General features: G+C 59.0%; 8 protein-coding genes. 6 read left to right on the top strand and 2 right to left on the bottom strand.

Annotated features, from left to right (window positions below; genetic code table 11):
- Positions 1-71 precede the first annotated feature (71 nt).
- Positions 72-1,073 carry an MBL fold metallo-hydrolase gene (locus KYT97_RS27410; protein WP_033236007.1) on the bottom strand — a complete coding sequence of 334 codons (1,002 nt, stop codon included), beginning with the start codon at positions 1,071-1,073 and terminating at the stop codon, positions 72-74.
- Between the two features lie 300 nt (positions 1,074-1,373).
- Between KYT97_RS27410 and KYT97_RS27405 the strand changes: the two genes are divergently transcribed.
- From KYT97_RS27405 to KYT97_RS27380, 6 genes are all read left to right on the top strand, one after another.
- Positions 1,374-2,474, top strand: a complete 1,101-nt coding sequence (locus KYT97_RS27405) for an LLM class flavin-dependent oxidoreductase (RefSeq protein ID WP_219111249.1) — start codon at positions 1,374-1,376, stop codon at positions 2,472-2,474.
- A 98-nt stretch (positions 2,475-2,572) separates the two neighbouring features.
- Positions 2,573-4,666, top strand: coding sequence for a hypothetical protein (locus KYT97_RS27400; RefSeq protein WP_245005938.1), 2,094 nt, complete (start codon positions 2,573-2,575; stop codon positions 4,664-4,666).
- Complete coding sequence (locus tag KYT97_RS27395) at positions 4,659-6,170, top strand: ATP-binding protein (RefSeq protein WP_219111247.1); 1,512 nt, start codon at positions 4,659-4,661, stop codon at positions 6,168-6,170. The genes KYT97_RS27400 and KYT97_RS27395 overlap by 8 nt, the downstream gene beginning before the upstream one ends.
- A complete protein-coding gene (locus tag KYT97_RS27390) occupies positions 6,167-9,091 on the top strand; it encodes a Z1 domain-containing protein (RefSeq protein WP_219111244.1) in 2,925 nt (974 codons plus the stop codon). Before KYT97_RS27395 ends, KYT97_RS27390 begins: the two co-directional genes overlap by 4 nt.
- Before the next feature lie 33 nt (positions 9,092-9,124).
- Positions 9,125-9,979: a ParA family protein gene (locus KYT97_RS27385; protein ID WP_045071458.1), complete on the top strand. Its 855-nt coding sequence runs from the start codon at positions 9,125-9,127 to the stop codon at positions 9,977-9,979.
- Positions 9,976-10,473, top strand: a complete 498-nt coding sequence (locus tag KYT97_RS27380; protein ID WP_219111241.1) for a hypothetical protein — start codon at positions 9,976-9,978, stop codon at positions 10,471-10,473. The genes KYT97_RS27385 and KYT97_RS27380 overlap by 4 nt, the downstream gene beginning before the upstream one ends.
- Positions 10,474-11,243: 770 nt before the next feature.
- Here the strand turns inward: KYT97_RS27380 and KYT97_RS27375 are convergent.
- Entirely contained in the window at positions 11,244-13,586 is a 2,343-nt protein-coding gene (locus KYT97_RS27375; protein WP_219111238.1) for a GmrSD restriction endonuclease domain-containing protein, read from the bottom strand.
- Positions 13,587-13,634: the final 48 nt, after the last annotated feature.

The following is a 13,634-nucleotide window of genomic DNA, read 5'->3' as shown; positions in this document are numbered from 1 at the left end:
GGGTGCCGACAGGGCTCGGCTATCGAGACACTGGTCAGGGCCGGCTGTGCTGTCGGCCCTGACCGGTCATTTCAGTACGTACGGGCGAACAGTGCCGGTTCCGTATCGGAAACCTGCGTAACCTGCTCGCGCGCAACCAGATGACGCAAATGTGCGGCACCCTCGGACAGTGCCATGGTCTTGCCCAGCGGAGAAATATCCGACCACGGCTTGTACCACTTCATATGTGCCGCAACATCCCACACCGTCAGCTTCTGATCGCCGAAGGCCTCGAGTAGGTGATCCAGGCGTTCTTCGTGGTGCTCGATCAGCTCACCCGCGCGGCCACCCACGCTGTCGATGGGGATGCCGTGTGCGCCGAGTCCACGCGTGATGTCCATGGTCTGGACGCGTCGTAGAGACGCGAAGAAATCGGCCAGGGCGTCGCGTTCCTCGAGGGGGTACGTGAAGTTGCCGACGTGCGGCGTTGTCTTCTGCAGGACGTGGTCGCCGGTGAACATGACGTTTGCGTCGTCGAGATAGAAGCAGACATGCCCGGGGGTATGGCCTGGTGTGTAGACAACGCGGAGTCCGCGACCGGTGAGGCTGATGATCTCGTTGTCCGAGAGGATCCTGTCGGGAGCGGAGTCCGCGCTCGTCGGTGGGTTTCCGTCGGCTGCCTGCCGGAATGCTTCGCGATCGGCCTCAGGGGCTCCGGCCTTGGCCATATTGGACAGCTGGTAGGCCATCCACTCTTCGCCCTTGCTGCTGGCCATCTTGTTGAACAGGTCGTGATCGTCCTCATGCATCGCGATCCAGGCACCCGACGCCTCACGCACGCGACCACACAACCCGGTGTGATCCGGATGGAAATGGGTCACAACAACGCCTTCGATATCGGTGACCGAATGACCGATCTCCGCCAACCCGGCATTGAGGCCCTGCCAGCCGTTGTCGTCGTCCCAACCCGCATCAACCAGGATCAGGCCGTTCGGGGACTCCATCGCGTACACCAGCGTTGCACCGAGTGGGTTGTCGGTGATGGGCACCGGAATCTGGAATATGCCATCGCCGATGGCAGCTGCACCGTTCATCTGTAGTACCTCGTTTACCGATTAAGGAATCTGTTTCTATGTCCTTCATGTTTACCGTGCGCTCGATTAGCCCGTGACGCAGGTCCTACCTGGCGGGAATGTGTGACCGTCGGAGTGCATTTCGGATCGGCGAGAGTTTAACCTTCCTACTTGTCGGTATTTGTGGAGAACTGTTGAAGCAGTGCATGTTTCGTTGTTCTTCCGGCTTGAGGGTTGCGCTGCCACGGCGGTTCGCTGGAGGCAAGCGAACTAGCGTGTCGAGGGACAGGCGCCGTGCGGCGGTCTCGAGAAAGACGGGTCATGCGTTTTCAGGTTCTGGACATCATCTTCAACCCACCCCATCCAGTGACCGGAGAGGAAGTAGCACCCTCTGACCGACTCAATCGCGTGGTCGAACTCGCCGTTCTCGCCGAAGAGCTGGGCATCGACTCCTTCTCGGTGGGGGAGCGTCACGCCGGCCCGGTGCTGTCCTCTGCGCCGACTGTGATCTTGGGTGCAATTGCGCAGGCCACAGATCGAATTCTGCTCTCGACAGGCGTCACCGTCCTGTCTTTGCTGGACCCGATTCGGGTGGCCGAGGACTTCGGAACCATCGACCAGCTCAGCCGCGGGCGCCTCGAAATCGTGATCGGCAAGGGAAACGAGGTGCTGCAGTACCCGCTGCTCGGACTCGATATCTCCAAGCAGTACGAATACCTGACCGAGAACTACGAACTCCTCAAACTGCTGATCAGCGAGGAAAACGTCAAGTGGGTGGGTACCCACCGGCCCTCCCTCGAGGACGCAACGACGCTACCGCGTCCGTACGACGGGCCTTTCCGCATCTGGCACGGGTCCGCGACGTCCTTCGAGGCAGTGGAACTTGCAGCGAAGTGGGGAGATCCCATCGTTACGGCCAATGCGCTCCAGCCCCGCGAGAACTACAAGGTGCTCATCGACCACTATCGCGAGCGGTATCTCGCTCACGGCCACGATCCCTCCCGTGCGTACGTCGGCTCCGGCTCGGGTGGGCTGTTCCTCGCTGACACGACCGAACAAGCCGTCGAGGAATTCCGTCCCATCTACGAGGGTGCTGTCGCGCAGGCTGACAAGCGTAAGCACGACCCCAAAGCGGTCGGTAAGTCCACGAGCTTCCGGACCATCGAGGAAGCCGTCGACCGTGGCCCCGCTTTGGTGGGCTCCTCGGAGCGTGTCGCCGAGAAGATCCTGGACTACTACGAGAGTTACGGTCACGACTTCCAGTCCGTATCCGTCAATCACGTCCTCGACTTCGAGCAGCAGAAGGACACGTTGCGCCGTTTTGCCGACGAAGTGATTCCCCTCGTGAAAGCGGAAGTGTCGACCAACCTGTGGAGCGTCGGCGACGAGGATCGGGCGAAGGGTTTCACCGCAGTCGACTGAGCAGGTGAGCGTCGTCAGGTCCGACGCTGCGACGAGTCACAGCCTGCAGTAGCTTATTACCGACATCGTGGTCGGTTTTACACTGCAATGAAAGTTCTGTGAGTGGGAGTAGTGCGTTGACGTTGGGTGTGAACTCGCTACCCGCGACAGAACTGTCGGACACGCTCTGGGTCGATATTCTCCCATGGCTGGACGACTACGTGTCTGACCGTGCCGCCTTGCTCGAACCGTTGGCACCGTCCCCGGACTGGTGGTTCAGTGAGTCGCCGTCGTTCACCGTTCTCGAGGTCGATCTCGAAAAACTGCTGTCCGAGTTGGCGTCGCTGTACATTTCCCACCACTCGTCGGCGGTTCTGAAGGAGAGTTTCCCGCTCCTCGATCCGACTGTGCCGATCAGTGCCCTCGCGCTCGATACACGGGCTGTGACGTCGCTGGCCCGTTTGGCCTCACAAGGGAACGTCGGCGACCTGCTGACTCACGCCACCGCTGAGATTTTTGGTGTTCGCGGCACCAGCGAGCAGACAGTTCACGATGTGGTTCTGAGCTTGCTGGTGTGTGCGGTGATGACAGATCCGCGCTCGCGCATCGAGACGCCGGACGACGGAGCCGCCCCGCCCGCGATCACGGCCTTGCTCGACGATCTCGAGCAGCTGGCGATGTGGCGACGGGTCCGCGGACAGGATGCGCGCCCGCTCGTCACTGTCGAGATCGATGACGAGTCGCCGGAACCCATCCAGGAGCTGGCTGCCCGGATTTCTGCGTTGACACCCAACGATCTACCTGCCATGGATCGTACCGACGCGATGGACGAGATCGACAACCTTTTCTCGCAACTCGACGAACGCGAGTCGATAGTGTTGCGGGAGCGCATTGTGGCGCCGGTGCCGCAGCGACGCGGAGCGGTTGGCGCGAAGTTTGGTGTGGGTTCGGGACGGGTAGGGCAGATCGAGGCTGAGGTGAAAGCCAAGATCAACGACGCCTGCGGGTTCGGAACTGCCGTCGGAAATCTGCTTGCCAGCTTGCGGGTCGAGATTCAGCCGGTCGCGTTGCTCGAGCGCCTTCTGGAGCTGCATCCGAGCATTGCTGCCGAAGTGCCCGGGTATGGCGTTCCACTGTGGTTGGTTCTCGATCGAATCGACGACTACTTCGAGGTCACCGATGGTTGGGCCGCCGCGCCCGGCGTTGCGGCAGCAAAGAAGCGTACGCAGACATTGCTCGAGGACTTCGAATCACCCAACGGCGTAGTTGCTCTCGGCGACGTTGCCGATACGGTGTCGATGTCTGCCGGCGAACTTGAGAAATGGCTCACCTGGTGCGGAATCACCGTTGTTTCCGGGTCCGCGTTGACGAGGGCGCGTCGAATCTCCGACCTGGCAGTTGGTGCGCTGGAGGCACTAGGGACGCCGAAGACCGTTCCCGAGTTGGCGGCGCTGCTGAAGACGGATCGCACCGAACGGTCGATCGAGCGGGCCCTCGAATCGGATGATCGCGCCGTCCTCGACGCCGGTTTATGGCACCTTCAGGCGTGGGGTAGTGCGGATTCCATTGTGGAAGAGCCTGTTCCGGAGCAGAGCGAGTTCAACGTCGACGGCGACGGCATTGTGCGACGTAAGCGCACACGCGATACCGCTAAACCGCCGGAGCAGACGCGTCGCCTGTACCGCTCCGGCAATGTCTGGCGATACCGTACGGCGGTCACGGCCGAGCACTTGCGAGGTTCGAGCTTTGCGGTGCCCGCCGGCCTGGCGGTCGCAGCTGGTTGTGCGCGCGGCGAGAGCGTGGAGCTCGAGAGTCATCTTGGCGTGCAGGCTATTCGGTGGAGTGGTGCTCAGCCGACCTTCGGCACGATCCGCCGGTTCCTGCGTGAGTTGTCTGCTGTTGTGGGCGAGGACATCTTGCTCGAATTGTGGCAGGACGGGACGTTCCGGGTGGTGCGTCCGGTTGTTGTGCATGCCGATGTCGATCCGTTGCGGCAGGCACTTGCCGAAATCGGAAACCGCGAACCGTTGCGCACCGCTGATCGGCACGTCGTGCGTATTCTTGCCGAGGCGGTGAGTCTTCCCGGGGAAGATCGGCCGCGAAAACTGCTGCGAGCCTATGAAGATCGAGGTGAGGACATAATCCTCGATTTGTTGGAAGCGGCCTGGGTCCACTCCGACGTATCGGCGGACTCGGAGATCGGCGATGCCTGACATCTCCGAGGTCTCGATCGTCGGAACCCAGGCGCTGACGGCTGACGAATCTCTCGCCGGTGCAGTGGGACTGCACCACACCATCACCACGGCCCTCGCCGACCTGGTGGACAACAGCCTCGACGCCGGTGCTGCGCACGTGTTGATTCGCTTTGTGCAGGACGGGACTCGAATCGTCTCGATGCTGCTGATCGACGACGGCTGTGGAATGGATGCCGTCACCATCGATGCAGCGATGACATACGGGCGCCGACGCGATTACGGTGCAGCAGATTTGGGTCATTTCGGCGTTGGTATGAAGGCCGCATCGTTGAGTCAGGCGAGAGTGCTGCGGGTGTGGTCGAGGCGCTCGGGTAACTCCACCCAGGGCCGTGAGATCGACTCTGGGCAGGGACGCCAGGCGGTTTCGGTAATCGACGAGGGGGAGGCTGCTGCTTTCTTCGATGCCGTCATACCTCGCTTTCCGTTCGAGGCCGGCACCATCGTCGAATGGCGCGGCATCACAACCTTTCTGATGTCAGCGAACGCGGACGAGCAGACCAGTTGGCTCGAGCAAACCATCAACGACGTGCGCAGCCACCTCGGTGTGGTGTTTCATCGATTGATCGAATCCGGCCGAGTTGCGTTGACTGTAGATGTCTTCGACGTCGAGGCTGGGCGGGCAGGGGCGTTGCGCTCGGTGGGCGCAGTTGATCCGTTTGCCTATCCGCGCACTGGTTCGCCGAATTACCCTCGACAACTGACTGTGTCGATCAACGGATCGACTCCAGTTGCTCACGCCCACATCTGGCCGCCGCGGAGCAATGCGCCGGAGTTTCGGCTGCACGGTGCACCAGGCAGGGATCAGCAAGGGTTGTACTTCTATCGACATGACCGACTCTTGCAGATCGGTGGCTGGAACGGGATTGTTCGCGGTCGTCCCGATTACGGATTGGCCCGCGTCTCGATAGACCTCGACGACAATGTGTTGCAGCACATCACGATCAACCCCGAAAAGTCGGGAGTCACTCTTGATGCCACTGCAACGGCTGCCATCGACGGCGGAGTATTCGCCGATGGAACGGCGAACTTCCGTTCTTATCTCGATGACGCCGAAAACTCCGTCCGCGCAGCGCGCAGCCATCAGCCCCGGCCCATCAGCGTCGTAGAACCTTCTTCCGGTCTTCCCGAGGATGTGCTCGATTCTTTCAGCGACGCATTCGAATTCACTGTTGGCGCCGACCCTGTTGCCATTGGATGGCGAGCATTGGCACGGGATCAATTCTTCGAAGTAGATCTCAAAACCCGCACCTTGTGGATCAATGCGCGTTTTCGGCGCGACCTGCTAGGGCGCCGAAGTCTCGACAACACGGACGCGCCGGTGCTGAAGTCGCTCATCTATCTGCTGGTCGGTGAAATGTTCGAGGGTGTCAGGATCAGCGCGCGGCAGAAGGAAAAGATGCAGGCGTGGCAGGAAGTCCTGATCTCTGCAATGGCGGCACATCGAGAGCAGGTAGCGCAGTGAGCGAGGAAGTCTTCCGTGCCGTGGCACGCGAACTGGGCGACGGGTTTCCACCTGAAAACGTTCTGTACCCGGTCAATGCGCGGTTGCGGGCCAGCTTTCCCGACGGGTTGACCATCGCCGACATCGTTGACGTCTTCCTGGACGACAGCGCTGTTGCCGTGCGTACGGCTCTGCGGTCACGATTGCGTCAGTGGGATGCCGAGAGTGTCGAAACGTGGGTAAGAGCCACCGCCGCGCAGAGCGACGAGCGTCGAACTCTGATTTACGAATTGCTCGGACTGCCCGCTCAGGTGCACGACGACCTCAGTGCGAGGTTTCCTCGCGACGGTGGACCAGTGGTCATTGCGGCTCAGCAGCCGTGGGATCCCTGGTACACCGCAGAGCGACGACGCGAGCATGACTTCTACTGGCGTGCGTACAAGCGTGTTCTGGCGGACAAGAATTGGGACGACGCGACGATCGGCAAACTGGATGTAGCCACCACCGAAGTCGTTCACCGGCTCGCCGACCCAACCCGGCCGGAGCCGTATCAGTCCAAGGGGCTGGTGGTCGGGTACGTCCAGAGTGGAAAAACGGCGAATTTCAGTGGTGTAGTGGCCAAGGCGATCGACGCCGGCTACCGATTGGTCATCGTCTTGACCGGCACGATCGAGATTCTGCGGAGCCAGACTCAGCGACGTCTCGACATGGAACTGGTCGGCCGTCAGAACATCAGCGCCGGCGTCGACGACGACTACACCAATGACGAAGATTGGCGCGCGGGGAACTTTCTCGAGCACGAAATCGATCCCAACAAGACAAACGAGATTCCGGCAATCCGTCGACTCACCACGTCGACGTTCGATTACAAGAGCCTGCTTGCGGGCTTGAGCGCGTTGCACTTCGAGACCGTCGATCACTCATTTCCGCTCAATGATCCGAAGAATCTGTACCCCAGCAATATTCGGATCGCTGTTGTCAAGAAGAACGTCTCCAGTCTCAAGAAGCTGGTCGCGGATCTGAAGAAAGTCCCCACCGAACTCGATCAGATCCCGGCTCTGATCATCGACGACGAGGCCGATCAGGCGTCGGTGAACACGATCGATCCGAAGAAAATGGAAACCGAGCAGATCGAGCGGACTGCGATCAACGGTCAGATTGCCGAGATCCTCGGTCTTCTCAAGCGGGCTCAGTACATCGGTTACACCGCAACACCTTTTGCCAATGTGTTTGTCGATCCGGAAGACAGTGTCAACGTCTTCCCTTCGGACTTCATCGTCAGCCTCGAGCGGCCCGGCCCGTACATGGGTGGTGCGGACTTTCACGATCTCGACGATGTGGATGACGATGACAAGACGCCGGCCAATTCGAACGAGAAGGCATACGTACGGGATCTTCGAGCCGAGTGCGACGAGGATCGCTCAGCCGAGCAGTTGCGAGCGCTCGACTCGTTTGTCCTGACCGGGGCAATCAAACTATTCCGGGAATCAAAGGGCGCCAAGTCGTATCGGCATCACACGATGCTGGTGCACGAATCGGTGAAGCAGGCCGAGCATGACGCCGTAGCCGACGACTTCAAGGCCTTGTGGAAATCGGCCGGATACAGCCAGGCCAAGAGTCTTTCCCGGCTGGACAAGCTCTGGGCCGAAGACTTTGCGGTGGTGAGTGCGGCTCGGGGCAGTGAACTGGAGAATCCTGGTTCGTTTGCCGAGTTGGAGGAATTCATCGGCGCTGCCTACGACAAGATTTCCGAGGGAACCAGCCCCGTTATCGTGGTCAATGGTGCGGCCGAGAAGGACTACAAGCAGGATTCCCTCGACTTCCAGGAACGCGGCGTCTGGAAGATTCTCGTCGGCGGTACGAAGCTGAGTCGAGGCTTCACGGTCGAGGGACTCACCATCACGTACTACACCCGCAGAACCGGCCAAGCCGACACGCTGATGCAGATGGGTCGATGGTTCGGTTTTCGTCCAGGCTACCGAGACCTGGTGCGGCTGTTCATCGGTCGTACGGTCGGCGGGCCAGCCGGTGCCGAGTACGACATGTACAAGGCGTTCGAGGCCATCGTGCGGGACGAGGAAGAGTTCCGGCGTGAGCTCACCAGGTTCAGCGGTGTGAACGAGAATGGCGAACCGTGGGTCACCCCGCGCGATGTGCCGCCAATGGTGTTCCAGCAGCTTCCGTGGCTCAAGCCCACTGCGCGGAACAAGATGTTCAACGCCGAGCTGGCTTATCGCGGTATGGGCGGCGAGAGTTTCAGTTTCACGATGCAGCCGCCGCGCGGTGACGGCTCGATCAATGCCCGACATTTTGCTGCTGTCGGTCCGGTGCTGAAGTCGCTCGGCGATTCCGGGACCTTCAACTTTGTGGACAAGGACGATGTTGTGCGGTCCTTCACCGCACGGTACGGAATCGTCCCCGCTCCCGTTGTTCTGGATGCAGTCGATCAATTCGAGTGGGCGACGGGCTGGAACTTCGGGCCGCACCGTGAAGCACTCTCGGCGGCAATCGAATCCGGGTTGCTCGAGGATTTTGCCGTTCTTCTGCCACAACCGAAGACACGCGAGCCCATCGAGATCAAGGGCTGGCACGAGAAACTTCCGATCGTCAATCGCAAGCGTCAAGAGCGTGAGTATCGAACAGGTTTCACCGGTACCGCCGTTCGCGAGCGTGATGCCATCGAGCACATTGCCGGCAGCCCGAAGAAGAACGGTGGGCCCCTGGCCGGGGCACTGCACCGTAAGACTCGCGGCGCGTTGATTCTGGTTTTTGCCAATGATCCGGGTCCACGTCAGTTGAAGCGGGCACAGGCTGGTCCGGTGGATTCGCGTGACTTCGCGACGCTGTTTTCGTACGCCCTGCCGCAAGCTGCGGAACCGTTGGGGCGGATCGGTTTTCGGGTCAAACAATCAGGGACAGGTGCGATAGTCGATGCAAGCTAGGTGTGTAGCGGTGAAGGACAGGGACGGATTCTGATGGCAAAGACCATTGCGACAATCAATCTCAAGGGTGGCGTCGGTAAGACGACGATCACGGCGGGGTTGGCGGAGTTCATGTCGCTCGAATTCGGCCAGCGTGTGTTGCTGATCGACCTGGATGCCCAGATCAATCTCACCACCATGATGATCAGTGAGGATCACTGGCTCGAGCTGAACAAGAAGGGGCTCACCAGCGCGACCATCTTCCGTGACGCGGTTGAAGGTACGTCGAACTTCGATCTGCAGGGGACAATTCAGAAGTCGGTCTCGCCGGTCAAACACGTGACTGGCGTAGATCTGCTGCCCTCGTCGCTGGACTTGATCGAGCTGCAGGAGGAGATCAGTGCCCTTCGGGTGGCTGACCGCAGTTCCACCAAGCCGGTTGAGTTGTTACGCGATGCCGTGGCTCCCGTGATGGATTACTACGACTACGTCTTGATCGACTGCCCACCCAATCTGGGCCCGATCACGCTCAACGGGTTGGCGATGGCCGACGGCTATGTCATTCCCACGATCCCGGATGTGCTTTCCACTTACGGCATTCCGCAGATCCAGACGCACATCGCCAAGTTCGGCAAGGAGATCGGCCGTGAGCTCTTCGAGTTGGGGTTGGTGATCACCAAGTACAAGTCCAATTCCGCCGTGCACCGGACCACCGTCAGGAATCTCCGACGCGACCCCAACGTCCCACACGTCCTGCCGGAGTATCTCGCGGAGTCGAATCAGATTGCCGCGTCAGCTGAGTTTCACCCGTACGGCACCTTGAAAGTGAAGTACGGCAACGCAGGTCAGTTCGATCAGATGCGTGCAATTACGCAGAACATTCTCACGGAAGCGCAGGCGAAGCTATGAGTGCGGGTATCGATGAAGCGCGTCGTCGGGTGCAGGTGCAGGAAACCGGTGCAGCGCTCCTGAAACTGGGAGCAACCAACGCCTCAGCATCGGTGTTACTGGCCAAGCTCGTTCAGGTCGTGGCGGAGGAAGCCGCCCGCACTCCGCGTTTTGCGAAGGCAATCGAAGAGGCTTTTGCGGTTCCATCGGATGGAGCGACGGTTGCGTTGCCTGCTGCTGCGCCGGCGCCGCGTCGTCGTGCTGCTGCCCCGAAGGTGAAACGGGAGCCGGGGGCTTTCGACCCGTTCGAGGTCTTCAAGCTCGATGGGGAAGAGGCTCTCTTGGAGCGTCTTTCGTCCCTCGATGCCGACGGGATCAAGGACATCATCGCGGAACAGGAAATGGATACGCACAAGGAGACGGGTCGCAAACGCAAGGTTGATGTGCTCGCAGTCTGGACCGTTGAGAGGGTGAAGACTCTCACTTCGAAGGGGAATGCGTTCCGGTACGGCTAGTGACGCCTTGACTCTCTGGCCGATTCAGAATCCCCACCGACTGCAAACTTCTCCGGTTATGTACCCATCGCGGCATCCGAAGTAGGTCTGAATGCAACCCGACGTCGAGCATCCTGATTCGGCGACTCCTTGTTGGTTTTGGAGAACTTCAGCCGGAGTTGCAGGTCTCACGGTAGTAACCGGCACGGTTGCATTCGGATCTGGATATGAACCACCCGTGTACGGATTTCGGCAGACAGTCCCGTCACAATTGAAGGTATTTGCCTGGCGCTCGCTCTCCAAGTATTTGTTTCCTCCGAGTTGATCGAAGCACCACTGTGAAAACGCCATCGTTCCGTCGCTCATCCGCGCAGGGCCGGGTGTGCCCTGTAAACATTCGACCACGACCGGCGCCGCAGAAGTAGGCGCTTCGGTGGTGGGTGGACTGGATTCAACAGCCGTCGCGCCTACTGACGTGACCGCGACGTCGGATGTGCTTGGGGTAGTCAGGGGATTCGCTGTGGCCTCCGATCGAGGAATGGACGAGGCCGCGGTCGTCGAGGGTGTGGTTTCGGCTGGCGGTGTCGAGCAGGCTGAGAGCGCCAGTAGACCTGCCAGCGCGACGAGTGTGCAGGCGTGCCGAGTCTTCATGAAAGCCGATTTGCGCCAGTATTTTTGACTCACCAATAGCTCCTGAGGTGTGGGTGCGATGCACTTGCTGAAAGTTGGTTGTGGTTGTAGTTCCTGGATCGCTGGCTTTGCGTATTTTGGCACGGTGCAAAAAAGACCAGCTAGCTGCTGAACCTCGGTGCTTGAGCCTGGATTCGCATATCGCTGAGCGTTAGGTTCGTCCGAACAACGGTCCATTCCCATCCGTTCGCCGACCGGCCGACTGAGTGCGTGAGTGCTGCTGATACGGAAGAAAACTCGCGCCCACCAGCGAAGATCGCACCGTCATGTCGAACGCGGGCTCGATGGACAAGGTTTTTCTTCGGTTCGCGATAAACAAGTTCGTCGTCGGGTTGCAACAATCCCTGTCTCAGGAGCATCTGGATTGTTTCGGTGTAGTGTTTTCGCTTGATTGCGAAATTTTGAGGCTGAGATTCTTCGGAAAGTGCTGCAACATATATCTTTTCGATTGTCAGAGGATCATGTTCGATGATGTTGAGGTAGGCAGGCAACAGTCGCAAACCTGATTCAACGTGGGACGCCCTGAGCTGACCTAGCCCGAAAAAACCTGACGGCAGGCTGGCAATTTGCACTGAGGTCAACACAGTGCCGATCGGCATTGATTCGAACACTTCGTTGACATGGCCGGCGATGTCCAACTGGGGCGGGGCAGGAGGTTGTATTCGAGGTCGACCTGTTGGCGTGGGGCGACTTGAAGGGACAGGGACGGGGACAGGGACGGAGAGGGGGTGCGGCCATTCTTTGCAGAAGGAATCGGCAAGTCTGATACTCCGCTGCAGAATTTGCTGAGGCCCGAAATCGAGTGGAAGCAGTTGGTTGATTCCAGATGGGGCGGTCTCCAGAATCAACGATCGTCGTGTCTCCCAAGACGCAGTGGAAGCTGGTGCGCCAAGCTTTTTCGGCATTAGAGTTAGGTTACCTAGCGTGTCGAGAATTTCGCCTGGATTGTCCCGAACATTGTGCGCTAGAAGATATTCGATAGCCAGATCGGCGCCAGCAGGCTCTTCTGTAGGGGCTAGCGCTCGATTGCATCCACCGAGTACCAGTCGCATTCGTGCGCGGGTCAGTTGGCTGTACACAGGTTGTGTAAGGAGTACATCTTGAACGGCCTCGTCGGTCGGCCAATACCCGGACTCCGCGGACTGGTTTAGCAAGTACTGGCGGATCGTCGTAGTTGGAGGTTCTGCTTGGCGTTTCAACAAATGAAGGAGTTCAAGCATCATGCGGTTGTAGTTTTTACTGGTAAGTCTGCATACCATTCGACGAACCAGCCATGATTCGAGCAGTTGGAGGGCGGCACTTCTCTCGTGTGATGGATAGCTGTCAAATAAAAACAACAATACTGGCGTAACAACGGTTGTATCAAGGACATTCAGGCGGGAGAGGAAGAGTGTCTCATCGGCGCTTTCACCCCCCGATTCCGTAAGGTTCTCGTAAATTGTGCTGAATCGCTTGATCTCTGACATCAGATCCGGAATGGTGTCGCGACTAAGAGTCGCCGTGAAGCTTCGAAATTGAGTGAAGAGTGCTGGTGCCAGGATCTCCTTGCCCAGCCGCATCGTCAGATAGTGGGCGAAAAAGGCGTCGAGCCGCGATCGGTTCAGTCGGCCTTGCCGGATCTCTGATTTCCATGCCTTCGATTCCAACGGTTGCCAGTAGAGGTTGTAAAGGCTCTCGGGGTCATGGCCGTAAGACTCTGCTAGTTGGAATAGGAGATTCTTGATGAGATCGCTCGGAAGCAGGGGTGTGCCACGGTCATTGAGGCTCTCAAAGATCACTTGTGCATTGTCGTGCTGGCTGAGATTGATCACGACTAGCTGCAGCCCATCGCGGAGGACGTTTACCAGCGAATTGGCAGCGGCATCTTGGGCCTCGGATCCAACGAACTCATCGAGCCATTGGAGGGCACGTCGAAAGAAGTATCTGTATGCGTCAAGGAGTACCGAATCAGAATCGCTGTCGGTGAGTAGTTCGTCGATCTGGTGCTGGGTGTCCGACACGATGATGTTTGAAAACGGACCACGATCAGTTAACGTCGGCCAGACTTTGAAGCGTGCATGGCGGTCAGTGGATAGTTCGTCTTGGTTACGTGTGAGCTGGCGCAGTGCATTGATGTATCGGTCGGGAACACCTCGCGTCGTAAATGCATCTCTCACTGCTGCAAGTAGCACTTGCAATGTGGTGAGGCGCTGTTGACCGTCCACAACTTGACGCGACGGAATCGAGCCTTTCGTGGCCTTGAGATGATCCAGAACTACCGCCCCGAGGAAGTGAGGATTGGCGTCGTCGTCATCCGCGAATAGCGTCACCATGCTCGTGACGTCGTTCCATAGAGGCTCCCAGTTACGATCTTCTTTCCATACGTATGGTCTTTGAAAGATCGGGACGATCAGACACTCGTCCGAACCAAATATTTCTCGGATGGTGTGGGGTCGAGCATCCATTGCGCATCCTTGGTGTCGGTGTGTGGTGATATCTCTAGGGAACAAAAT

The organism is Rhodococcus globerulus, assembly GCF_019334125.1.
In the GTDB taxonomy this organism is placed as follows: domain Bacteria; phylum Actinomycetota; class Actinomycetes; order Mycobacteriales; family Mycobacteriaceae; genus Rhodococcus_F; species Rhodococcus_F globerula.
This window is presented reverse-complemented; position numbering and strand designations above follow the sequence as displayed.